This is a genomic window from Novosphingobium sp. BL-S-34 (assembly GCF_056857015.1).
On sequence record NZ_CM166473.1, the window covers coordinates 683,562 to 707,465 of the forward strand.

The window sequence follows — 23,904 nt, forward strand, 5'->3', positions numbered from 1 at the left end:
GCGGCTCCTTTTTGCGCCTTCACTGGAGACACAAGATGAATGCACCCTCGACTTTCGCAGTGACCCGCCATGGCGAGCCCGGTCACGAAGTGGACCTGCCGGTCACGCAGATGCTGATCGGCGGTTTGCGCTGCGAGGCGGAAAGCGGCGCGCGTATCGAGGTAGAGGACCCCGCCACCGGCACGGTCTTCGCCAGTGTGCCGGCGGGCAGCGCGGCAGATGTCGACCGTGCCGTCACGCGTGCGCGCAAGGCGTTCGAGAGCGCGGAATGGTCGCGCATGCGCCCGCTCGACCGGGGCCGGATCATCGAGGCGATCGCTCGAACGATCGAGGAGAACGCCCACGAACTGGCGCTGCTGGAAAGCTACGACAACGGCAAGACCTACCATCATGCGCTTGCGGTGGACGTGCCCTCGGCAGTCGACGTGTTCCGCTACATGGCGGGCTGGGCATCCAAGATCAGCGGGCAGGTCAACCCGTTCTCGGGCGACGGCCGCCAGTATCATTCCTATACCGTTCGGGAGCCGATCGGGGTCGTGGGTCAGATCGTGCCCTGGAATTATCCCCTGGCGATGGCCGCCTGGAAGATTGCGCCCGCCCTCGCTGCCGGTTGCACGATCGTGCTGAAGCCGTCCGAAGTGACCCCGCTCACTGCCCTGCGCCTGGCCGAACTGGCGCTGGAGGCGGGTCTGCCCGAAGGCGTGCTCAACGTCGTCACGGGCTACGGCCATGAAGCGGGACAGGCGCTGGTCGAGCATCCCGGGATCGACAAGATCGCTTTCACGGGATCGACCCGCGTGGGCAAGCAGATCGTCCAGACCGCCGCGCAGGACCTGAAGCGGGTCACTCTGGAACTCGGCGGCAAGTCGCCCTCGCTGGTCTTTGCCGATGCCGACCTGGACGCGGCAGCCATGGGGGCGGCGCTGGCGGTGTTCTTCAATTCCGGGCAGGTCTGCCTGGCGGCGTCGCGCCTTTATGTGGAGCGTTCGGTGTTCGACCGGGTGGTCGAAGGGGTGGCCGAGGCGGCGGCGGGCTTCAAGTTGGGGAATGGGCGAGATCCCGAGGTCATGCTGGGTCCACTCGTGTCCCGTGCCCAGCAGAGCCGGGTGCTGGACTACATCGCGCAGGGCAAGGAGGCCGGTGCGGAACTGGTCTGCGGCGGCGGTACGGGCGATCGCGAGGGCTACTTTGTCGAGCCGACCATCTTCGCCAACCCCGATCCCGATGCCGCCATCGTGCGCGAGGAAATCTTCGGGCCGGTGCTGGTGGCGACGCCGTTCGACGATGCCGACGAGGTGGTGCGCGCAGCGAATGACACGCGCTACGGCCTTGCCGCCAATATCTGGACGCGGGATATCTCGCGCGCACATCTGACGGCGCGGCGTCTTCAGGCCGGCGTGGTCTGGGTGAACACGCATGGCATGAACGATCCTTCTGCACCGTTCGGCGGCGTCAAGGAGTCCGGATGGGGCCGTGAAGTCGGCGAGGAGGGTGTGATCAATTACACTGAAACGAAAACCGTGACGGTGCTCTTGTAAAAATGGTTGGACGCTGAGATCGGCTGCGAAAAAGCTTTATGGTCAGAAGGTTGGCCGCATCTGGCAATGGCTTTATCTTGTAGGGCTGCCCGACTGGCAAAAGGCGACGAACTGGTTGGCCGCTGGTGACGGCGACCGACCTAGAATTGACCGCGCTGAGCAGTCGGTAGGTACAATTCTGCATCCCGGCTGGGCGACTCCAACTACAGGAGCGCTGGTTGAACTTCGGCGCGAACTGCCGAACGCTACAATGAAATGCTCTACTGTTTGGCCTGACGCGATCAGAACCATCTGGGGATCGGGATATATTCTGAACTGCGATGCCGACTGACCCGCCGGGCGGAAGGTTGCCGCGACGCCTGCCGCATCCTCGAACCGTCCAGACGCTCGCGCTGGTCGTGGCGCTGGTATCGTGCCTGATCACCGCAGCCTTGGGGGGACTGACTTATTGGTACGTTCACGAGGAGGTCGAGCGTCAGATCGATGAACGGATTGCCGTCGATGCTCGAACACTCCTCCAATTCGAGCGTACGCACGGGTTCGAGGCGTTGGTGCAGCTGGTGCGTGCCAAGGATGCCTACACGCCGCCCGTGCCGACCGGGCACCTGGCGGTGGTCGACATCGCTCTGGATCGGACGATGGGCTATATCGTCGCAGATGGCCAAGGGGTGCGCCGGGCGGGAGGGCTAGACGCGGACATGCCGCCGTCTGGATGGAGCGAATTCATCCATTTCAGACATCCGGACGGGCGAGATGCGATTGCCCAGGGCCTGAATTCCCGGCTCGGCGGTGGCGGATATCTGCTCGTTGCAGCGGATAGAACGGCGGTCGACCAGATCGATGCGGTCCTCCTGCGGCTGTTCCTTGCCGCCTTCGGAATCCTGTTCCTCGTCAATCTTGCCCTCATTCTCGGGTTCGGCCGCGCGGTGCGCCGGCGCCTGGACGCCATGGCACGTGGGGCAGAGGCGATCATGGCCGGTGACATGTCTCGCCGAATGCCGGTGGAAGGAACTTCGGACGAGTTCGACGAGCTTGCGACAGTTCTCAACGGCATGCTCGACCGGATCGTCGCGCTGGTGACGCGGTTACGCGAATTGTCGAGCGGCCTGGCCCACGACTTGCGCACACCGCTCAGCCGCATGCAGACCAAGCTGGAGCGGTCGGCCGGCATGGCCAGGGACGTGGAGCAGCAGGAACTGCTGGAGGCAGCGATCGAAGACGGCAACCGACTGGCCGACCTTTTCGCCGGCTTGCTCTCCATCGCGGAAATAGATGGTAGACGGGCCCAGCGACGCTTCGTTCGCCTTGACCTTGGCGAGGCAGTTGAACAGATCGCCGAGGCCCACCGGCCGGCCTTTGAGGATAGCGGACATCGGCTCCTGATCGAAACCGAACAAGCCTTCGTGCTGGGGGATCAGGCGCTGCTTCAGCGAATAGCCGCAAACCTGCTCGACAATGCGCTGGTCCATACGCCGCGCGGTACCACCGTGACTCTCCTTGTCCGCAACCTGGCGGAGGAGATCGCGTTGAGCGTGCGCGACGATGGGCCGGGCGTTGCCGTGGAGGATCGTCAACGCATCTTCGAGCGGATGGTTCGGTTGGAACTCGGCAGGTCCGGGCCGGGGTACGGGCTGGGTCTCAGCATGGTCCAGGCCATTGCTGCCGCTCATGGCGGCACGGCCGCCGCGCTTGCCCCCGATTCCTGCGGGAATGACGGGCTTGCAATCGAGGTCTTGCTTCCTTCTTTCAAAGATCAGAACGCCGGTCTGAAGGCAAAGGCCTTCGCCCGTCATTGAGGGAGCACTGGCTTCGAGTAGGCGGCGCGCGCTACTTGACCGGGCCGGTGCAAACGCCCTGTCCGCCGGGTGTCCCGGTGGATTTAGCGCAAAGAAGGATCGGGTCGATGTCGACCAGCCGCAGCGACCTCACCATCTTTTCCGTCGAAATCTTGTATTTCAGGAACTGCGGCGAGCGAATGTGGCTCTCATAGGCAGCTTTGCTGGCGTAGACTTCAAGCAGCCTGATCTTGGCCGGCGCCTCGGCGATGGCGAAGGAATGGAGCATCAGGACGCCCGGCTCCAGGCGGACCGAGGCTTCCTGCTCCTCCGCCAGGATCGCCTTATAGGCATCGAGCTGTGCGGGATCTATTTCGAGTTCGGCCATGCGAACCATGGCCGTGCCAAGATCCGGCTTCCCTTGGTCCCGGGCAGACGCGGGGGCAATGTTGGTAGCGAGGGACAGGGCACAGAGCGTTGTCAGAATGAGCTTCATGGTTGCCTTCCAGCATGCAGTCGTCGGTTTCAATCGCCGATCGGATTCAATTCGCGGATCAGGTCGATCAGCAGCCGCAGCGGGACGGGCAACTGCCTGCGGCCGGGATAGTAGATGTGCAGCCCATCATCGAGCGAAGCCCATTCGGTAAGGACCAGCTGCAGTTCCCCGCGCGCAACCTCTTCCGCCACGCTTTCTTCCGTGGCGTAAATCAGGGCTGCACCATGCCGGGCGAGAGCCACGGCCGTCTCGCTGTCATTCATCGATATGCGGCCGGGAACTGAGATCGAGAGCGTTTCCTCACCCCGGTCGAATTCCCAGCTGTAAGTTCGGTCGTCGCCTAGCTTGATCTGCACGCAGCGGTGGTCCTGCAGGTCCTCGGGGTGCTGCGGAATGCCGAAGCGCTCCAGATAGGCAGGCGACCCGGCCACTACCCACCGCAAGTCGCGCGTCAGTCGCTGGGCGATCATGTCCGCAGGCACGGTTCCGCCGAAACGGATGCCGGCATCGAACCCGGGTTGACGATGTCGACGATGCTGTTGTTGACGCAGAGATCGATCTCGACGTCAGGATAGCGATCGAGGAACGCCGGCATCACTGGCGCGAGCAGGTGGATCGCAGCCTGGTCTGGCACGTTCAGCCGGATACGGCCGGCTGGCGACCCGCGAAACCGGTTCAGTGTGTCGACGGCCGCATCGATGCGCTCGAAAGGATCGGCGATTTCGGCCAGCAGTGCTTCGCCCGCAGCTGTCAGTGTGACGCTGCGATTTGTCCGGTTGAGCAACCGCACGTCCAGACGTTCCTCAAGACCGCGCAGTGAGTGGCTGAGCGCCGAGGCACTTACGCCGAGTTCGACACCGGCGCGCCGGAAGTTTCTGTGCCTTGCGATGGCCAGGAAGTAGCTGAGATTGGCTATGTCTGATCGGCTGAAGCTCATCGAGGGATAAGATACTCCTGTGGCTGTTCTGCTCATAGGAGTGCTTTCGCGCGATCCCAAGCCGGTTTGTGCTTTCTATCGGAAACCTACCGCCGGTACTGGGCGGCCGTCACCGGTTCGAGCCATTCGACGTTCGCGCCGCCCACCGTTTCCTGGATCGCGATATGCGTGACGCCCTCTTGGGGAGATGCGCCATGCCAGTGCTTCACACCGGGCGGACACCAGACGGCATCGCCGGGCCGCATCTCCACAACTGGCCCGCCTTCGATCTGGGTCCAGCCCAGGCCGGCGGTGACGATGAGGTGCTGGCCCATCGGGTGGCGATGCCAGTTAGATCGGGCGCCCGGCTGAAAGGTTACTTCGCCGGCGGATACCGCGCTGGGCGGCGATGCGGGAAAGACCGGACCCACCGTGACGGAGCCAGTGAAGTTCGAGGCCGGTCCTGGTGTGGCAGTGCGTTCTTCTGCGCGGCTGACCCCGGCCTCCGCCGTCTGCGCCGCGACCGGAGACGCCACGCAAACGGCGACCACCGCCAATATATTCGCCGAACGCCGGATCGTGGCGCCGCTCATTTCGCGGCGCGTTGGGCGAACACGTCTTTGGCGACGGCCAGCGCGGACATGGCATTGGGCCAGCCGGTGTAGAAGGCGAGGTGGGTGATCACCTCGGCTGCCTGTTCCTGGGTGAGGCCCGCATCCATCGCGCGGCCGAGATGGTAGCTGACCTGCTCCGTCTGTCCCGCGGCGATCAGCGCGGCTACCGTCACCAGGCTGCGGTCGCGCGGGGCGAGGTCCGGGCGGAGCCAGAGGTCGCGGAACAGATAGTCGGTGGTGTAGCCCACCAGACCGGGGGCAACGCTGTCATAGAGTTCGCCAACTCGCTGCTTGCGCACGGCCTCCGCTGCCTCATCGAGAGGAAGCGGCGGCGGCGTCTCGGCGGGAAGCTGATCGCTGCCGATGCCGCGCCGGGCAAAGACTTCGCCAACGGGGCCTACCGCCGCCATCGCGTTGCCCCAGCCCGAATAGTAGGCGAGGTGCGTGATCGTCTCGGAAATCTCGCGCGGCTTCACGCCGTTCTCGATCGCCTGATCGGCGTAGTAGGTGAGCGCCGGCGCCTGCCCGCGCGCAATCAAGGCGGCCACGGTGATGAGGCTGCGATCGCGCCGGTCAAGGCCGGGGCGTTTCCAGACGTCGCCGTAGAGACGGTCCTGCGTGTATTTTTCGAGGGCCGGGGCCACCTTGCGCACTTGCTCGGGCGAAAGGCGGCGGCCTTCGACATTGGGCTGCTGGGCCTGTGCTGTGCTGGTCATGAGGATCAGTCCTGTCATGGCTGTAAAGAGAAGGCGCATGGGAACGGCGCCGATCAATGGGCGACGAAGCCGCCGTCGACCGGCAGCGCGACGCCGAGGACGAAGCTGGAACCGGGGCTGCACAGCCAGAGCACGGCCTGCGCGACCTCGTCGGCGTGCCCAAGGCGGCCGATCGGTTGCATCTTCAGGATTTCGGTCATGGCGTCCGATTGGCCGTCGAGCATCTCTGCGACCATCGGCGTGTCGATCGTGCCGGGGCACACGGCGTTGATCCGGATACCGCGCGGCGCATATTCGACCGCAGCGCTCTTGGTAAGACCAATCACGCCGTGCTTCGATGCGTGATAGGCTGCGCGACCGGGCAGGCCGACAAGTCCGCCGAGCGAGGAGCAATTGACGATCGCGCCGCAGCCCTGCGCGCGCATGTGGCGCAGCTCATGTTTCATGGAGGCCCATACGCCGCGCAAGTTGACGGCATTGACCCGATCGAAGTTTTCCGCAGGCTCGTCGGCAGCATCGCTGGGCGGCACCTGGATGCCCGCGTTGTTGAATGCCATGTCGAGACGGCCGTACTCCGCCACCGCGCGGTCGACAGCGTCGGATACTTGCGCCTCGTCGGCCACGTCGCAGGCGATGCCGACGGCGCGATGTCCCGCGTCGCGGAGCTTGGCGGCCTCAATTTCGGCAAGATCGCCGTCGATATCCGCCAACACGATAGCAGCGCCCGCACGGGCGAAGGCCTGCGCGGCGGCGAGGCCCATGCCCTTGCCCGCGCCGGTGACGAAGGCGACCTGGCCGGAGAAGTCATAATGTACGGCCATGTCAGCGCCCCACCATCGCAGCTTGCGCGGCCGAGTAACGGTCCCCGGCGATGCGGACCTGACTGGATGCAGCCTCCAATGTCTCGACGTCATCCGTAGAGAGGGCAAGCGTGTCCGCGCCCAAGTTCTCGATGAGCCTGTCCACTTTCGTGGTGCCAGGAATGGGGATGATCGAAGGATGCTTGGCCAGCAGCCAGGCCAGCGCCACTTGTGCGGGGGTTACGCCCCGATCGGCGGCGAAGCGGCGGATGATGTCCACCAGCGCCTGGTTGGCCTTGATGTTCTCTGCCTGGAAGCGCGGGACCGTGCTGCGGAAATCATCGCCGCCGAAGGCCGCATCGGCACCCAGAGCGCCGGTCAGGAAGCCCTTGCCCAGCGGGCTGAACGGGACAAGCGAGATGCCCAGTTCCAGCAGCGCCGGAATGACCTCATCCTCCGGTTCGCGCCACCACAGCGAATATTCGCTTTGCAATGCGGCCACCGGCTGCACGGCGTGCGCGCGGCGTATCGTGCCGACGCCAGCTTCGGACAGGCCGAAATGCTTGACTTTGCCTTCCTCGATCAGCGTCCTCACCGCACCCGCGACATCCTCGATCGGCACATCGGGATCGACGCGGTGCTGATAATAGAGGTCGATCGCCTCGACCCGCAGGCGGGCGAGCGATTCCTCCACCACTCTACGGATGTGCTCAGGCCGACTGTTGAGCTTGCTCCAGCGATCCGTGTCGCCGGGGGCTGCTTCGAAGCCGAACTTGGTGGCGATGAAGACCTGCCCCTTGAAGGGTGCGAGGGCCTCACCGACCAATTCCTCGTTGAGGCGCGGCCCGTAGACTTCGGCAGTGTCGAAGAAGGTCACGCCGCGTTCCACGGCCTCGCGAATGAGGGCGATCATCTCCTGTCGATCCTTGGGCGGGCCGTAGGACCAGCTCATGCCCATGCAGCCCAGACCGATGGCGGACACGTTTGGACCGTTAGCGCCCAGTTCACGCTGTTGCATGTTGAATTCCTCTGCTTACGGGTCAGGCGCCGGGCGGGAGCGGTGCCTCCTTGTCGGTAATAACAACACGATCGGACCCGTGGCGTGTCATGAGATCGCCGCCATGCAACGTTGAGATAATCTCATGTCTCGTTGTGGATTCGGTGGCACTATGCTCGGGAGCGCGTGATGGGAGGGAGTTGACAGGCCAAGCCGCCGCTACAGCCTGATCCCTGAAGTAAATCGGGCCGTTCAAGTCCTCCCGGAGCTTCCGGCAATCATTCGGCAGGGGGACCTGACGATGGACCAGTGCGCATGAACCATCTTCGTTCCAGTATCCGTGCGGACTTCGCAATTACATTTATTCAAAATTGCCTTGACCGCCCGTGTCACCATTATACTTCTTGCAGTATAGATTGGGAGAGGGGCGAATGAAGACGTTGGGGCGTTGTATAGCCACATGCGCCATTTTTATGACGGCCGCGGCTCAGGCGCCTTGGCAGCCACCCTCTACCAGCCTGTCTTCATCAGTTGCCGTGGAGAGCAAAACCGCGACGAGTGCTACGTTTCGGCGTAGCGGAACCTCTTTCACCATTACCTTCTGGAACGACCGAACCGTGCACATCACGAGCGGTACGTCTGCTTCAAAATCAGCAGGGCGCGAACTTGCGATCGTAGGTGTTCCGAAGTTGATCCGCTGGTCCATGTCGGAAAATGATTCCCGGTTTCTGCTGACGACATCGGCGATGCAAATAGCCGTCGACAAGAAGGCAGGCGCAGTCGCGATGCTAGGCGAAGATGGCGCGCCGATCATCGCCGAGAGCGATCCACTGACCCAGAAAATGGGCTCTACGCCAGTTCTCGACGGTGCCGTGCAACAGCGCTTCCGGCTGGAAGGCTCGCAAGGCATTTACGGTCTCGGCCAGCATCAGACCGGGGTTCTGGACCTTATCGGCACGACCACGCGGCTCCAGCAGGCCAATACCGATGTCGGCGTTCCCGTGCTGGTATCGACGCGCGGCTATGGTCTCTTCTGGAACAATCCGGCCGTCACCGATGTCGACGTCGATGTCCCGCAGGCCCGCGAGCAAATCGTGTTCCGCTCCCAAGCGGGGAAAGGGATCGATTACTTCCTCTTCGCCGGTCCTGACGTGGACGATATCATCGGGGCCTATCGCGATCTGACCGGGCAGGCTCCGCTCATGGCGCGCTGGACCTGGGGGCTTTGGCAGTCGAAGGAACGTTACAAGTCGCAGGCCGAATTGCTCGGTGTGGCGGCGGAGTATCGGCGGCTTGGCATACCGCTGGATGCCGTGGTTCAGGACTGGCAATATTGGAAGCCTGGCGCGTGGGGCAGCCAATTGATGGACCCCGCCCGCTATCCTGATCCCAAGAATATGCTGGCTTCGCTACACGACCAGCATGTGCACAGCATCGTCTCGGTATGGCCCCGGTTCGATCTCGACCTCGACACCACGAAAGAACTGGATAGGGCCGGCGCGCTCTATCCGGAGACCTACAACAACGTCTATCCCGCCGGACGGGGACGCTGGTACGACGCCTTCTCGAAGAACGGACGCAGCCTCTACTGGAAGCAGATCTCCGCCCGGTTGGGCGTCAACGGCTTCGATGGCTACTGGCTGGACGGAAGCGAGGCCGAACTGGGCGGCGCCTGGGGGCAGATGCGCGATGTCACCACGGCGGCCGGCCCCGGCGCCGAGGTATACAATGCCTATCCGCTCATGCACACGGCTGCCGTCCATGACGGGATGCGCGCAGACTATCCGGCGAAGAGGCCGATCATCCTCACGCGGTCGGCATGGGCCGGACAGCAACGCAATGCCGCGATCACCTGGTCGGGCGATGTGGCAGGCAGTTGGCCCGTGTTCAGGAAGCAGATCCCCGCCGGCGTGAATTTCTCGATGAGCGGCATTCCTTATTGGTCGGTCGACATCGGTGGCTTCTTCGGCGGCAACCCGGCGGACATCGGTTACCAGGAACTGTTCACGCGTTGGCTTCAGTCGGCGGTGTTCAATCCGATGTTTCGCATCCACGGCACGGGTGCCGGCAAGGAAGTATACAGCTTCCCGGAGGCAGCGCGCGCGCCCCTGCTTTCTGCAATCGCCTTGCGTTACCGACTGCTGCCCTATCTCTACGCACAGTCATGGCAGGTCACCGATCGGGGCGCCTCCTTCCTTTATCCGGTCGGGATGCGTTTCCGGGATGACATGGAGGCGCGCGACCTCCCGGACGAATATATGTTTGGCCGGTCCATCCTGATCAGTCCCGTGGTGCGGAAAGCCGCGACGTCACGCGAAGTCTACCTGCCGACCGGCACCGACTGGTATGATTTCTGGACGGGCGAGCGCATCCGGGGCGGCAAGCGCATTTCCGTCGCGGCGCCGATCGACCGTCTGCCGGTCCATGTTGCTGCCGGGACTATTCTGCCCTTGGGGTCACCGGTCCAATATGCGGATGCTTCGCCGAACCTCCCGGTCGAACTGCGCATCTATCGCGGGGCAGACGGACGGTTCACCCTTTACGATGATGCGGGAGATGGTCAGGGCTGGCGGCGCGGCGAGCGGGCAACGATCGATTTGAGCCTGGACGACAAGGCCGGCACATTGACCATCGGACCGCGACGAGGGCGATACCCAGGGATGGCCCAGAGCCGCATCTTCAGAGTTGTGGTCGTAGCTCTGAAGTCCGGCACTGGGTTGAACGAGGCGGAAGGACAGGAAGTGCGCTATCACGGAAGGTCGCTGCGGGTAGAACTCGATCGGAAACTTTAGCTGACGCCGTTTCCGCCGGCGCCAACTTTCACGCGCGCGAGACGTTTTCGACAAAGGATAGCAGCCGGGCAACTTTCCGGAAAATTGCCCGGTGTCGGCCACGCTCATGTTCGGCCGCCGGGATCAGATGCGCCTGTTGGGTGGGTTTGGCAGACATTCCCGCCCGCCATGCCGATCAGTTTGTGCTGATCGGGTAACGGTCCAGGATTGCGCTTGCCACGCCGTTGGTCCAGCCAAAGCCGTCCTGGAGCGGATACTCACCGCCGCCGCCGGGCAGACGCTCCTCGACATCGTACTTTTCGAGCATTTTGCCGGTTTCATGGTACGTGACTTCGACAGTCTTGATCCAGCGGGTCGCGATGTTCTGCGCCAAGTCTTTGTGGCCGTAGCGCTCCAGACCCTCTATGGCGACCCATTGAAGAGGAGCCCAGCCGTTTGGAGCGTCCCACTGTTGGCCCGTGCGGAGGTTTGTCGTGCGCAGGCCGCCTGGCGCGATCAGCTTGTCCCCGGTCGTATTCGCAACCGCTCTGGCTTGTCCGGTGGAGGCCATGCCGACGAACAGAGGATAGAGAGTTGCGCTCGAAAGGACGGGCGTTGCCTTGCGATCATACCAGACCCAATCGGAGTAGCGGGCTTCCTTGCCCAGCCACAGATACCGATCGACGGAGGCTTTGCGTAGATCGGCCCGCTTGACGAATTCTTTAGCGCAGGGCCTGTCGCCCGCTTGTGCACATTGCTTGGCAATGTGCCGCTCTATCGCCCAGAGCAAGGCATTGAGGTCGATGGGCACGATCGATGTCGTCTCGATCGTGGAGAGATCCTTTGGATCGGTAAGCCAGCGTGAGCTGAAGTCCCATCCGCTTTCCGCGCCGGCGCGCAGGTTTCGGTACATCTGCTCGGGTGGACGGCCGGATGCTTTTGCCGCGGTTGCGCGATCTTCGGCGAAGGACTCGTCGCGCGGCGTGTCGCGATCGTCCCAGTAGCGATTGAGCAGGCTACCATCCGGCATCGGCATCACGCGGTCACAGGGTTTCTTGGATTTCTGCGCGCAACCTTCGCCGGCCATCCAATAGGCGTATTCCTTGCGCAGTGCCGCAAGGCGGCGGGCGCGCACTGCGGTATCAGTTTGCTTCGACAGGTCGAGCATGAGCGCAAAGAACGGCGGCTGTGAACGGCTCAGATAGTAAGTGCGCGTTCCGTTGGGAATATGGCCGAAGCGTTCGATCAGACTGGTGAAGTTGTCGATCATGCTTTCGACAAGATCGTCACGTTTGTCTGCAACGAGGCCGAGCATGGTAAAATAAGAGTCCCAGTAGTACATCTCGCGGAAACGGCCGCCTGGAACGACGTAGGGCTGTTCGAGATGGATCGCGGAATCTCCCGCGTGCGGGGCTTGTGCGTCTCGGCGGACGAGTTGCGGCCAGAGTGCCTTGATGTGGGCGCGCATCGCGGTCGGCGCGGTGTCGTTTATGCCGGGGACGATGAACTCGGCCAGGACGAAGGCGCGCAGTTCCTGAGGCGTCGTGGGCTTCGCTGCCTCGAACTTGCGCATGATCGTTGCGGGATCAGTGCGGGGCACGGCATCGACGAACGTCTTGCCGTCCTCGAAGATCTTGTTCTCCTGTACGTCCGAGAACAGGGCGCCATACTGGTCCGCAGGCGAAGGCACCGGCGCCGTGTTGGCGCAGAGAGCGACGCAGATACTGGTCACGACAAGCGCGGAAGCCAATCGAAGGCGCAGCACGGTGCCGCGAGGTGTTGTCTTGTTGCTCATGCCCGGTCCCATCCAGCCTTGCCTGCATTCAGCAGGCTCAACCGATATACCGAGCCAAAGTGCCCGGTATGTGGCGGAAAAACCGGTTTTTCCCGCACTGGATTTCTATTCGAGGAGGGTCCGGAGCAAGCTCAGGCGGCGACGTCAGTGTCGATATCGGGCGCCGCGACGATAGGGGAGCGGCGCAAGGGGGCGTCCTTCGACCGGCGGATAGCACAGAGCCGGGTCTCGCCGTCCCATAGCTCGGCGTCGCGGGTGGCGGCCTCTCGGTGGGCTAGCATGAGGGCCTCGGGCAAATCGAACGCTTCAAAATGGATGGTTTCGCCAGCCCCGTGTGGCTGTGCGAACTTCAGGGTGTAGATCTTCATTTGCATCCTCCGGGCGCCGGGAACCGTTGCGGTCCTCACTGGCGCCGCGCCTTGTCTGCCCTGTCATTGCCGGCTTGAGAATGCGGGACAATCCGGAAAAGTTCCCAGGGCCAGGAAGTTAACGCCAATTGTCATCCGGGCGAGGGACGGGAAGCTGCGCCCCAGGCAAAGCGCGCCACTGCGGCGAAGCAGAACAGCGGCAGCGCCATCGCCACCTGAAGATCCGCGCGCTCGCTGAGGAGGCCCATCAGCGGCGGGAACACGGCGCCGCCGATCACGGCCATGACGATCAGCGAAGACCCCATCGTGGTGCCCGCACCCAGATCGCGAATGCCCAGCGCAAAGATCGTGGGAAACATGATCGACATGAAGAAGCTGGTAAGCGCCAGGCAGGCAATGGCGGCCACGCCGCTCAGCGACATGGCCATTGCGACCATGACGATGTTGGCGAGCGCGAAACCCAGCAGCAACTTTGCCGCCGGCACGCGGTGCATCAGGGCGGCGCCCACGAAGCGGCCCGCCATGAACAGCACGAGGCTGCCGGAGAGCAGGAATGCAGCGGTCCGCTCGGGCGTCTGCGGGGCGAGGTGCTTGGTGAAGTCCACGAAGAAACTCCAGATCCCGACTTGCGCGCCGACGTAGAAGAACTGGGCGATCACGGCGCCGAGCAGGAGGCGATTGGCCAGCACGGTGCGCAAGCTGCCGGTGGAGGCACCGGTCAGGGCGTCGTTCGGCGCGCTCTCGATTCGCGGCAAACGAACCCGCGCGAGCCCGGCGGCGAGGATCACGACGAAGCCGGCAAGGCACAAGTAAGGGATCTTGACCATGTCCGCCTCGGTGCCGCGCCAGGCTTCGAGTTGGGCATGAGTCATGGCCGAGAGGTCGGCCGCGCTGTGCTCTACGCCCGAGAAGATGAAGAGCCCGCCCAGGATCGGGGCGACCACGGCGCCAAGCCCGTTGAAGCCCTGTGCCAGGGTAAGCCGCTGCGAGGCGCGCGAGGGGTCGCCGAAGCGAGCGACATAGGGGTTTGCCGAAGTCTCTAGAAATGCTGCGCCCGAGGCGATTACGAACAAGGCGAGCAGGAAGGCCCAGTAGCGATGCACTTCTGCCGCGGGAAAGAACAGTAGCGCACCCAGCGCGTAGAGGCCAAGCCCTGTCAGCAGTCCCGCCCGGTAGCCGAAGCGCTTGAGAAGGAAGCCGGCAGGGAGCGCCCAGACGAAATAGGCGAGGTAGAACACGAACTGGATGAAACCGGCCTCTCCGCGCGAGAGGGCGAGGGCCTTCTGGAACTGGCGGATGAGGATGTCGTTCAGGTTGTTTGCCAGCGCCCAGGCGAAGAACACGCTCGTTACCAGCACGAAGCCGGGCCAGAACCCCGGAAATACGAAGCGCGAAGGGGTGCCGGGTTCTTCCGGTGCAAGTTGCCCCGTCGGTGGAACCGCCGGCAAGTCTGCCGCCAGGATCGTCTCCATTTCCATCCTCTCCGTCCCGTCCTCAGGACTTGTGCTTCGCCGGTCTTTCGCGCGCAACCGTCTTCCCAAAAAGATTGACGCTTGCGCTATGCCCGATCGCTCGCTAAATTTTCACATATAGAAGATGCTGTCAAATACGGCAGTGAGAGAGAGGAGCGCCGATCGATGATGTCGGGCCATATCGATGCGCACCAGCATTTCTGGGCCTATGATCCGGGGGAATACCCGTGGATCGAGGCGGGCTCCGGCATCGATCGGGATTTCACTCCCGACCTTATTGCAAACGATCTCACCGCTTGCGGAATCGCGGGCTCCATTGCCGTCCAGGCGCGCCAGAGCGAAGGCGAGACTCGCTGGTTGCTGGACCTGGCCGCGAACCATGCCGCTATCGTGGGCGTGGTGGGCTGGGTTGACCTGACCGCTCCCGATCTGTCCGAACGTCTTGCCGTGCTGGCAGACGAGCCACGCCTGATCGGTTTTCGCCACCATGTGCAGGACGAGCCCGATCCGGACTTCCTGGAGCGCCCGGATTTCCGGCGCGGCGTGCGGCAGGTTCTGGAAGCCGGTTACGCCTACGACCTTCTCATTCACGCGCCGCAGCTTGAGGGCGTTCCTGCCTTTCTCGATGCCGTGGGGCCGGGCCGCATCGTCATCGATCACGGTGCCAAGCCGGGAATTGCGACGGGCGAATGGGAGCCCTGGGCAAGCCGGATCGCCCATGTCGCGCAGGCCTATCCGATGTTCTGCAAGCTGTCCGGCCTCGTGACCCAGGCGCGCGGACGGGACTGGAGCGAGCTGCAGATGCTGCGCTACATGGAGCATCTGCTGGACTGCTTCGGACCCGGTCGGCTCATCTATGGCTCCGACTGGCCGGTCTGCGAACTGGCCGCCAGTTACCGCGAGGTTCACGCGCTCGCGCTGAAACTCCTGGCGCCGCTCGGCGCTGGGGACCGCGACGCCATCATGGGCGGCAATGCCCGCCGTGCCTATTTCCAGCTTGCCGGCGACGGCGATCTGGCTGCCTGCCGTGAAACGGCCATGGGAACCGGCGGTTGACGTCACGCTCAGCCGGATCGCCCGACACTCCATTCGAACGAGGTACTTGATGAGACTTGCCGGTAAGAGCGCGGTCGTGACCGCTGCGGCAGCAGGGATTGGCCGCGCGATCGCGGAAAGGTTCGTGGCGGAAGGCGCGGCGGTTCATGCCGTCGACCGGGACCGCGAAGGGCTGGCGGACCTGGCGGGCGTGGAGACCCATGTGCTCGACCTCACCGATGCCGGGGCCATCCGGGAACTGGCGCGCGCGACGGGCAGCTGCGACATTCTGGTGAACTGCGCCGGGATCGTCCATCCCGGTACGTTGCTGGACTGCACCGACGAACAATGGACGCAGGCGCTCGATCTCAACGTCACGGCCGCTTTCCGCGTGATCCGCGAGTATCTCCCGGCCATGGTGGACAAGCGAACGGGATCCATCGTCAACATCTCCTCGGTCGCCTCTTCGATCATCGGGGTGCGCAATCGCTTCGCCTACGGCGCCAGCAAGGCGGCGGTGATCGGGCTGACCAAGTCCATCGCGGCCGATTACGTGGAGATGGGAATCCGCTGCAACGCGATCTGTCCCGGCACGGTGGAAAGCCCGTCGCTGGTAGGGCGCATGAAGGCGCAGGCCGAGGCGACCGGCAACTCCTTCGAGGAGACGCGCAGCGCCTTCGCCGCGCGTCAGCCGGTGGGCCGGCTTGGCCGGCCGGAAGAGATTGCCGCGCTGGCGACCTACCTCGCTTCGGACGAAAGCGCGTTCACGACCGGCACCACGGCAGTGATCGACGGCGGATGGACCGTCGAATGAGCCGCATTACCGCCCTGCGCACCGCCGACATTCGCTTCCCGACCAGCCTGGCGCTGGACGGATCGGACGCCATGAACCCCGACCCCGATTATTCGGCGGCCTATGTCATCCTGGAAACCGACGATCTCGATATCGAGGGGCACGGTCTCACGTTCACTATCGGCCGCGGAAACGAGATCTGCGTCGCCGCGATCGAAGCCCTGCGGCCGCTGGTGGTGGGGCTGGAGCTGGACTGGATCAGGGACGATCCGGGCCGGTTCTGGCGTCATGTCACCGGCGACAGCCAGTTGCGCTGGATCGGCCCCGACAAGGGCGCCATGCACATGGCCGCCGGGGCTGTCGTCAATGCGGTGTGGGACTGGTGGGCGAAGGTCGAGGGCAAACCGCTCTGGCGGCTGATCGGCGAGATGAGCCCCGAGCAGATCGTGCGCGCCATCGACTTCCGCTACATGACCGATTGCATCGGCCCGGAGGAAGCGCTCGAACTGCTGACGCGCAAGGCGCAAGGCAAGGCCAAGCGGGTGGAGCGGCTGCTGGAGAGCGGCTTCCCGTGCTACACCACTTCGGCAGGCTGGCTCGGCTATCCCGACGACAAGCTGCGCCGCCTGGCGCAGGAGGCCGTCGATGCAGGCTTCCGGCAGATCAAGCTGAAAGTCGGTCGCGATCTCGAGGACGATATCCGCCGCGTGCGCATCGCGCGTGAGGTGATCGGGCCGGATTGCCGCCTGCTGATCGATGCCAACCAGATATGGGAACGGCAGCAGGCCATCGACTGGGTCAATGCGCTGGCCTTCGCGAAGCCCTGGTTCATCGAGGAGCCGACCAGTCCTGACGATGTCGAGGCGCACCGGGCCATCCGCGAGGCGATCCACCCGGTTCGTGTCGCGACGGGCGAGATGTGCCAGAACCGCATGCTGTTCAAGCAGTTCATGATGCGCGAGGCCATCGACGTCGTGCAGATCGACAGCTGCCGCATCGGCGGGGTGAACGAGATCCTGGGCGTGCTGCTCATGGCCGCGAAGTACGACCTGCCGGTCTGGCCCCATGCCGGCGGGGTGGGCCTCTGCGAGTATGTCCAGCATCTGTCGATGATCGATTACCTCTGCTTCTCGGGCACGATGGAGGACCGCGTGATCGAATATGTCGACCATCTGCACGAGCACTTCGTGGACCCCTGCGTGATCCGGGATGCTGCCTATATGCCGCCGGAGCGTCCGGGCTTCTCCATCGAGATGAAGGCGGAATCGATCGCCCAGTACCGGGTGGACTGATGGACCTGGAACTGAAGGACAAGGTCGTCGTGGTCAGCGGCGGCGGGGCGGGTATCGGCGGCGCGGTGTCGCTGGCCCTCGCGCGCGAAGGTGCCATTCCGGCGATCCTGGGGCGCAGTCCCCTGGCCGCCGACTTCGAAGCCGAGCTGCGCGAACTGCAAGGCGATGCGCTGTTCCTGCAAGTCGATGTCACTGACGACGATGCCTGCCGGGACGCGATCGCCGAGATCGCCGCCGCCGGCCACGGGATCCACGGTCTGGTCAACAATGCCGGGGCGAACGACGGGGTGGGGTTGGAGGCCGGAACGCAGGCCTTCATGGCCTCCGTCCACGCCAACCTTGCGCATTACTATGGGCTCGCCCATCACTGCCTGCCGCACTTGCGCGAAAGCCGGGGTGCCATCGTCAACATCTCGTCCAAGACGGCGGTGACCGGGCAGGGCCAGACCAGTGGCTACGTCGCGGCCAAGGCGGCGCAGCTCGGCCTCACGCGCGAATGGGCGGCGGCGTTGCTGGCGGACGGCATTCGCGTGAACGCGGTGCTGCCCGCCGAAGTGATGACGCCGCTCTATGCCCGGTGGATCGAGAGTTTCGAGGATCCCGGCGCCAAGCTGGCGGAGATTTCGGAGCGGGTACCTCTGGGGCGGCGCATGACCATGGCCGGCGAAGTGGCGGACACCGTGGTCTTTCTGCTCTCCGCGCGGGCCAGCCACACGACGGGACAATGGATATTTCCGGACGGCGGCTATACGCACCTCGACCGGCTGTTGACGTGATTATCTTTCGAAGGAGTATGCTGTGAAGCTAGTGCGGTTCGGTGAGAAGGGGCAGGAACGCCCGGGAATCCTCGATGGTGAAGGCCGCATCAGGGACATATCGCAGATCGTCCCGGATATCGCCGGTGACGTGCTGACGCCGGAGGGGCTGGCTGCACTGCGCGGGCTGGACCTGGCAAGCCTGCCGCTCGCGCCCGAGGGCGCGCGGATCGGGCCTTGTGTGGGCGGTGTCGGCAAGTTCGTGTGCATCGGCCTCAACTACCGCGACCACGCCCGCGAAAGCGGCATGGCGATCCCGTCGGAACCGGTGGTGTTCAACAAGTGGACCAGCGCGATCTGCGGGCCGGACGACGATATCGTCAAGCCGCGCGGCTCGGACCGGATGGACTGGGAAGTCGAACTCGGCGTGGTGATCGGCAAGGGCGGGGTCTACATTTCCGAAGCCGAAGCCCTGGACCACGTTGCCGGCTACTGCGTGGTTCACGACGTGTCGGAACGCAGCTTCCAGTTCGATCGCGGCGGCACCTGGGACAAGGGCAAGGGCTGCGATACGTTCGGCCCGATCGGCCCCTGGCTGGTCACTCCCGACGAGGCTCCGGCGCTGGACGACATGCGCCTCTGGCTGGAAGTGGACGGCGAGCGCGTGCAGGACGGCACCACGGCCGAAATGATCTTCCCCGTCGCGGCGATCATTTCGCATCTCAGCCAGTTCATGAGCCTTCAGCCCGGCGACGTGATATCGACGGGTACGCCCGCCGGCGTCGGACTGGGCTTCGATCCGCCTCGCTTCCTCTCGGCAGGCCAGGCCGTGCGCCTGGGCATCGAGGGTCTGGGTGAGCAGAACCAGCGCGTGGTCGCAGCCGGCTGATAGCGAACGGCCATCAAGGATGATCGCGGCGGGGACGGTCCCCGCCGCGTGGCTCGCGGGGGGCGGGCAGGAGCAAGGAAGGGCAAAGACTTTGGGCAACGTCCGCTCCGCAGGAGCATCAGGGGCAAAGCGCGGATCCGACACCGAAAGCGGTGAGACGGACGGCAAGCGTGCCTATTCCGCGCCCGCGCTGGAAAAAGGGATCGAGATCCTCGAACTTTTCGCGCGCGATCCCAGCGGCCTTACGATCAGCGAGATCGCTCAGCGGCTGGAGCGTTCGATCAGCGAAGTGTTCCGCATCATCATCGTGATGGAGCGGCGCGGCTGGCTGCGCAAGGATCCCGCCAACGACCGCTACAGCGTGTCCTACCGCGTGCTGGACGTCGCCTTTCGGGCCACGCCCGCGCATACCTTGAGCAATGTCGCGGCGCCGGTCATGCACCAGTTGTCGATCGATACCAATCAGTCGTGCCATCTGGTGGTCCGCACAGGCGCTGCCGCCACGGTGATCCATCGCCAGGAGAACGCCGGGCCGGTAGGCTTCGGCATTCGGCTGGGCACGGTGGTGGACATGATGACGAGCTGTTCGGGGCACGTCCTCCTGGCCTTCACCTCGCCGGAGCGCCGGGCGGCCGCGATCGCCGATTTGCCGGACGCCAGCCAGGCAGCGCTGCGGCGGCTTGAAAAGCGCCTCGATACGGTCCGCGAGCAGGGCTATGAAATGCAGCCGAGTGCGCGGGCGTCCGGCGTGACCGACATCAGCTTCCCGGTCTTCGGCTTCGATGGGCAGGTCAGCGCCGCGCTCACCTTGCCGTTTCTCCTGACCATCGACGGCTCCCAGCGAACCGATCTCAACGAAACGCGCCGGATGCTGGGCGAAGCGGCGCGGCATATCTCCGCCGGGCTCGGCTGGCTGCCGCCGCGGGAAGAAGACTGAGCCCATCGCCGCGGTATCCCCGGCCGGACAGGACCGGCCGGGGGCGCGATAGTCAGACCAGCTTGTTGCTGCGGATCAGTTCGCGGTACCAGTCGGCGCTGAGCTTCGGGGTGCGCTTCTGGGTCTTGAAGTCGACGTGGTGGATCCCGAACAGCTTGGTATAGCCGTCCTCCCACTCGAAGTTGTCCATCAGGCTCCAGAGGAAGTAGCCGTCCACGGGATAGCCTTCCCTCACTGCCCGCTGGAGGTGGGTCAGGTAATTGCGCAAGTACATCACGCGGTCGGCATCGTAGACTTTGCCGTCCTGGGCCACGGGATCGTCGGCCGAGCAGCCGTTCTCCGAAATATAGAGCTTCTTCGGCTTCCACAGTTCGCTGACGGTGCGGATCGACCAGTAGAGCGCTTCCGGGGTCACATAGAGCCAGGGTGAGGCCATACGCGGTGAATTGGCGAGATGCGGCAGGATCTCGTAGCCGCTCGCCGTAGCGGCAGCCCGCACGGTGTTCGCGGTGTAGACGTTGAGCGAGAGGAAATCGAGCGGGCTGCCGATCGCCTTCATGTCGCCTGCCTGCACCTTCGGCGCGTCCTTGCCCTGCGCGGCAAGGTAGCTGTCGATATAGCGCCCTTCCATGATCGCGGTGAGGAACATGGCGTTCTCCTCGCGCATGGCCTTCTTGGTCGCTTCGATGTGTTCAGGCGTTTCGATGGCGGGGACGAAGATGGTGGCGTTGTCGGCCAGGCCGACCTGGGTTCCGGCCCTGGCATGGGCGCGGATCGCCTGGACGCCGAGCCCGTGCGCGAGCACGCCGTGGTGCCGCACCTGGTTGACCTGATCCATCGGCAGCCGCAGCGCGGGGGCCTTGTTGCCGTTCCAGTAGGCAAGGTCGGTGAAGCAGCGCAGTTCGTTCACCGTCATGAAGTGCTTCACGCGGTCGGACGTCTTGCTGGCCATGAAGCCGGCATAGTCCGCGAAGGCAAGGGCGGTATCGCGCGATTGCCAGCCGCCCTGGAGGCCGGTGGGCAGGTCCCAGTGGAACAGCGTCATGTGCGGCTCGATGCCCGCGGCGAGCAGGCCATCGACAAGGCGGTTGTAGTAGTCGAGCCCCTTCTGGTTGGGCTTGCCCTTGCCGCTCGGGAAAATGCGCGACCAGGCCACCGAGAAACGGTAGGCCTTCACGCCCAGCGCCTTCAGCAGCGCGATATCCTCGGCATAGCGGTGATAGCTGTCGCAGGCGACATCGCCCGTGCCGCCGTCCGTCGTCTTGCCGGGGGTGTGCGCATACGTGTCCCAGACGGTCTCGCCGCGCCCGTCTTCCTTGACGCCGCCTTCGATCTGGTAGGCCGCGGTGGCGCAGCCCCAGGTGAAGTCGGCAGGAAAGCCCAGCGGGTCCTGAGCCCCGCGATCCGTGCGCGGCCCCGTGCCGGGGGCGGAAGGTTGCGCGGAGGCGGGCCAGGCGCCCAGTGCCGTGCCGAGGCCTGCTGCTGCCAGCCCCAGCCCGAGTTCCCTGCGATTGATACCCGTCATTGTCCTGCTTCCTGTCCTGCCGTACCCGCCCCGATCACGCGCACCAGGCCGGAAACGGACTGGCCGGTGGGGAGCTTGCTTTTGCTCGTGAGCGTTCCGGCCGCCTGGTTCCACACCAGTTCGGCCTTGCGCCCGTCGCTCTTGCGATAGGCGTTCGTGGTACCGTCATCGTCGTAGAGCGTGAAGTGGCTGTCTGCGCCCGGATAGACCCGGATGCTTTCGACCGCCTGCTGCTCCGCCGTGCTCTTCACGGCCGCGCCCATCGGCACGATCGAGCCCGCTTTCACGAACAGCGGAATGCGGGAGATCGAGGCATCGACGTCCACGCTCTGTCCGCCTTCGAAGCGCTGGTTGGTCCAGTAATCGTACCAGGCGGTGCCGGCGGGAAGGTAGACCGACTTGCGGGTCTGCCCCTGCTCGGTGACCGGCGCCACCAGGAAGGCCGGGCCGAACATATATTCGTCGCCCAGCGTCGCGGCCTTGGGATCGTTCGGGAAGTCCATGAACAGCGCGCGCATGAAGGGCGCGCCGGTCTCGTAAGTGTGCCGTCCCAGGGAATAGATATAGGGCATGAGTGTGTAGCGTAGGCGCAGGTAGTCCGCGAGGATCGGCTCGGCGGCGGTGCCGTATTCCCAGATCGCCGTGGCTGGGCGCTGGCCGTGGATGCGCAAGGTGGGGGTGAAGACGCTGTACTGGAACCAGCGCACGAAGAGTTCCGGATAGTCCGGATAGTCGGGCGCCATGGCGGTCGCTCCGGCGGGATCGACCAGAACGGGATGTTCGGCTTTCGGACCGCTCGGCCACTGCCAGCCGCCGATGTCACTGCCCCAATAGGCCAGGCCCGAGGCGGTGAAGTTCAGACCGGTGGGGATCTGCCGGTGCAGGGCTTCCCAGGTGGACTTCACGTCCGAGGACCAGAACAGGCTGCCGGTGCGCTGCGAGCCGAGGTAGGCGGCGCGCGACAGGATCATGTTGCGCATGCCGGGCCGGTCGCGCGCAGAGCCTTCCGCCGCGCCCGAGGTGTGCACCAGCGGGAACAGGTTGTGGTAGCGATCGCCCGATCCGATGGAGTAGGAATAGCCGTCCGGAATGAGATCGGGCTCGGTTTCATCCAGCCAGAGCCAGTCGAAGCCCTGGCTGAGGATATTGTCGCGCACTTTGCCCCAGAACCACGCGCGGGCCTCGGGATTGGTGCTGTCGATCAGCGCACCGGCCCGGTCGAAGCGCATGGGCAATCCGTCCACGGGCTTGCCGTCCTTGTCCTTCAGGAACCAGCCCTTGCCCGCCAGCATGTCGAAGTAACGCGATTCCCGCTCGAAACGGGGCCAGACGCTGATGATGGAGCGCATGCCCATCGATTTCAGGGTGTCGTTCATGCCCTTCGGATCGGGGTAGTACGTCCGGTCGATGTCGAGCTGGCCCATGCGGGTCCAGTAGAACCAGTCCAGCACCATGACGTCGAGCGGATAGCCGCGCTGGCGATAGCCATTGGCGATGCCGAGCAGTTCCTGCTGGCTTTCGTAGCGCGCCTTGCTCTGGATCAGGCCGAAGCCGGCCTTGGGCGGCAGCGGCGTGGCTCCGGTCAGCTTGGCGTAACCGGCATAAAGCTCGTCGCTGGTCTTGCCGGTGATGACGAAGAACGAGACGCGCTCACCCACTTGCGACTGGAAGCGGGTGGTCGAATGAAGGCCCGGCCAGACCAGGGTGCGCGCCGGGTTGTCCCAGACGATGCCCCAGAGCTTGCCGTTGGCTTTGGTGGTGACGAGGAACGGCACGCAGACGGTTTCGCCCGCCGGCGCGTCATAGCTGTGCGAGCAGTCGATCTGGCGGCCCTTGAGATCGAGCGCGCCTTCCTGGTTCTGGCCGAGGCCGTAATAATGCTCGCCCGATACCGCCTCGAACGTCGCGCCGACCTTGAAGGTCTTCTCGCCGTTGACGGTGACGGGGGCCATGTCCCAACCCGTCATCTTCGTCAGCAACTCCCCTTGGCCGTCGCGGATCGACAGGCTGACCGGCGGCAGCGAAGGCGCAAAATAGCGCTCCATCTGGCTCGGCGCCTTGGGCCAGGGCTTGGCATCGACCGTGAGGCTGAGCGCGGAGGATGCGAAGATGTCGCCGTCGGTGCCGGCGCTATGGTTCCACCCTGCGGCGTCCGGCGCGGCATTGGGGCCTTCGCCCGGCGCAGCTTCGGCCAGTTCGGGATCGAGAGCGATGGTCACGCGCACGATGTTGGGCGCATAGGGCTCCACGGCGACGCGCGTGCCGTTGCGGTCCAGCAATGCCATCGGCGCTGCCAGCGCGGGCATGGCCAGGCCGAGGCAGGCCGCGCCCGCAACGCTCGCCAGCGCGCCGGCTTTCATCGATCTGGCTTTCATCGATCTGGCCATTGTCGTTTGAGCCTTCATTCGGGCTTTTAGGCT

19 protein-coding genes and 1 pseudogene are annotated in these 23,904 nt (G+C 64.5%); 9 read left to right on the forward strand and 11 right to left on the reverse strand.

Going from position 1 to position 23,904, the window contains the following annotated elements:
* Positions 1 to 35 precede the first annotated feature (35 nt).
* Together AC1VV3_RS17035 and AC1VV3_RS17040 are read left to right on the forward strand one after the other, a co-directional pair.
* Entirely contained in the window at positions 36 to 1,538 is a 1,503-nt protein-coding gene (locus tag AC1VV3_RS17035) for an aldehyde dehydrogenase family protein (protein WP_482963009.1), read from the forward strand.
* A gap of 320 nt (positions 1,539 to 1,858) precedes the next feature.
* Positions 1,859 to 3,334: a sensor histidine kinase gene (locus tag AC1VV3_RS17040; RefSeq protein WP_482963010.1), complete on the forward strand. Its 1,476-nt coding sequence runs from the start codon at positions 1,859 to 1,861 to the stop codon at positions 3,332 to 3,334.
* Between the two features lie 31 nt (positions 3,335 to 3,365).
* Here the strand turns inward: AC1VV3_RS17040 and AC1VV3_RS17045 are convergent, their stop codons facing one another.
* The 6 genes and pseudogenes from AC1VV3_RS17045 to AC1VV3_RS17070 form a co-directional block, all read right to left on the reverse strand.
* Complete coding sequence (locus AC1VV3_RS17045; RefSeq protein ID WP_482963011.1) at positions 3,366 to 3,701, reverse strand: putative quinol monooxygenase; 336 nt, start codon at positions 3,699 to 3,701, stop codon at positions 3,366 to 3,368.
* Between the two features lie 137 nt (positions 3,702 to 3,838).
* Positions 3,839 to 4,782, reverse strand: a pseudogene (locus AC1VV3_RS17050) (LysR family transcriptional regulator).
* Between the two features lie 50 nt (positions 4,783 to 4,832).
* The gene (locus tag AC1VV3_RS17055) at positions 4,833 to 5,318 is read right to left on the reverse strand and encodes a (R)-mandelonitrile lyase (protein ID WP_482963012.1); all 486 of its coding nucleotides are present in this window, start codon (positions 5,316 to 5,318) and stop codon (positions 4,833 to 4,835) included.
* On the reverse strand, positions 5,315 to 6,055 hold the full coding sequence (locus AC1VV3_RS17060) for a carboxymuconolactone decarboxylase family protein (RefSeq protein ID WP_482963013.1): 741 nt from the start codon (positions 6,053 to 6,055) through the stop codon (positions 5,315 to 5,317). Before AC1VV3_RS17060 ends, AC1VV3_RS17055 begins: the two co-directional genes overlap by 4 nt.
* Before the next feature lie 53 nt (positions 6,056 to 6,108).
* A complete protein-coding gene (locus tag AC1VV3_RS17065) occupies positions 6,109 to 6,876 on the reverse strand; it encodes a glucose 1-dehydrogenase (protein ID WP_482963014.1) in 768 nt (255 codons plus the stop codon).
* Between the two features lies 1 nt (position 6,877).
* A complete protein-coding gene (locus tag AC1VV3_RS17070) occupies positions 6,878 to 7,873 on the reverse strand; it encodes an aldo/keto reductase (RefSeq protein WP_482963015.1) in 996 nt (331 codons plus the stop codon).
* A gap of 410 nt (positions 7,874 to 8,283) precedes the next feature.
* Between AC1VV3_RS17070 and AC1VV3_RS17075 the strand changes: the two genes are divergently transcribed.
* Positions 8,284 to 10,644 carry a glycoside hydrolase family 31 protein gene (locus AC1VV3_RS17075; protein ID WP_482963016.1) on the forward strand — a complete coding sequence of 787 codons (2,361 nt, stop codon included), beginning with the start codon at positions 8,284 to 8,286 and terminating at the stop codon, positions 10,642 to 10,644.
* Between the two features lie 175 nt (positions 10,645 to 10,819).
* On the opposite strand, the gene treF is transcribed toward AC1VV3_RS17075, so the two are convergent.
* From treF to fucP, 3 genes are all read right to left on the reverse strand, one after another.
* Positions 10,820 to 12,418 (reverse strand): alpha,alpha-trehalase TreF, encoded by a 1,599-nt coding sequence (gene treF, locus AC1VV3_RS17080; RefSeq protein ID WP_482963017.1) that lies wholly within the window; start codon positions 12,416 to 12,418, stop codon positions 10,820 to 10,822.
* Positions 12,419 to 12,549: 131 nt separating this feature from the next.
* Entirely contained in the window at positions 12,550 to 12,786 is a 237-nt protein-coding gene (locus AC1VV3_RS17085; RefSeq protein WP_314466139.1) for a hypothetical protein, read from the reverse strand.
* A 131-nt stretch (positions 12,787 to 12,917) separates the two neighbouring features.
* Positions 12,918 to 14,258 carry an L-fucose:H+ symporter permease gene (gene fucP, locus AC1VV3_RS17090; RefSeq protein ID WP_482963018.1) on the reverse strand — a complete coding sequence of 447 codons (1,341 nt, stop codon included), beginning with the start codon at positions 14,256 to 14,258 and terminating at the stop codon, positions 12,918 to 12,920.
* Positions 14,259 to 14,423: 165 nt separating this feature from the next.
* On the opposite strand from fucP, the gene AC1VV3_RS17095 reads away from it, so the two are divergent.
* The 6 genes from AC1VV3_RS17095 to AC1VV3_RS17120 all read left to right on the forward strand — a co-directional run bounded on the left by AC1VV3_RS17095 (position 14,424) and on the right by AC1VV3_RS17120 (position 19,959).
* Positions 14,424 to 15,314: an amidohydrolase family protein gene (locus AC1VV3_RS17095; RefSeq protein ID WP_482963019.1), complete on the forward strand. Its 891-nt coding sequence runs from the start codon at positions 14,424 to 14,426 to the stop codon at positions 15,312 to 15,314.
* A 49-nt stretch (positions 15,315 to 15,363) separates the two neighbouring features.
* Positions 15,364 to 16,107 carry an SDR family oxidoreductase gene (locus tag AC1VV3_RS17100; protein ID WP_482963020.1) on the forward strand — a complete coding sequence of 248 codons (744 nt, stop codon included), beginning with the start codon at positions 15,364 to 15,366 and terminating at the stop codon, positions 16,105 to 16,107.
* Positions 16,104 to 17,378: an L-fuconate dehydratase gene (locus tag AC1VV3_RS17105; RefSeq protein ID WP_134096051.1), complete on the forward strand. Its 1,275-nt coding sequence runs from the start codon at positions 16,104 to 16,106 to the stop codon at positions 17,376 to 17,378. Before AC1VV3_RS17100 ends, AC1VV3_RS17105 begins: the two co-directional genes overlap by 4 nt.
* A complete protein-coding gene (locus AC1VV3_RS17110) occupies positions 17,378 to 18,154 on the forward strand; it encodes an L-fucose dehydrogenase (RefSeq protein ID WP_482963021.1) in 777 nt (258 codons plus the stop codon). The genes AC1VV3_RS17105 and AC1VV3_RS17110 overlap by 1 nt, the downstream gene beginning before the upstream one ends.
* 22 nt (positions 18,155 to 18,176) lie before the next feature.
* Positions 18,177 to 19,022: a fumarylacetoacetate hydrolase family protein gene (locus tag AC1VV3_RS17115; RefSeq protein ID WP_132265474.1), complete on the forward strand. Its 846-nt coding sequence runs from the start codon at positions 18,177 to 18,179 to the stop codon at positions 19,020 to 19,022.
* 91 nt (positions 19,023 to 19,113) lie between these two features.
* A complete protein-coding gene (locus tag AC1VV3_RS17120) occupies positions 19,114 to 19,959 on the forward strand; it encodes an IclR family transcriptional regulator (RefSeq protein ID WP_431569077.1) in 846 nt (281 codons plus the stop codon).
* A gap of 52 nt (positions 19,960 to 20,011) precedes the next feature.
* On the opposite strand, the gene AC1VV3_RS17125 is transcribed toward AC1VV3_RS17120, so the two are convergent.
* Together AC1VV3_RS17125 and AC1VV3_RS17130 are read right to left on the reverse strand one after the other, a co-directional pair.
* Positions 20,012 to 21,484, reverse strand: coding sequence for a GH1 family beta-glucosidase (locus AC1VV3_RS17125; RefSeq protein WP_482963022.1), 1,473 nt, complete (start codon positions 21,482 to 21,484; stop codon positions 20,012 to 20,014).
* Positions 21,481 to 23,844, reverse strand: a complete 2,364-nt coding sequence (locus tag AC1VV3_RS17130) for a glycoside hydrolase family 31 protein (protein WP_482963152.1) — start codon at positions 23,842 to 23,844, stop codon at positions 21,481 to 21,483. Before AC1VV3_RS17130 ends, AC1VV3_RS17125 begins: the two co-directional genes overlap by 4 nt.
* Positions 23,845 to 23,904: the final 60 nt, after the last annotated feature.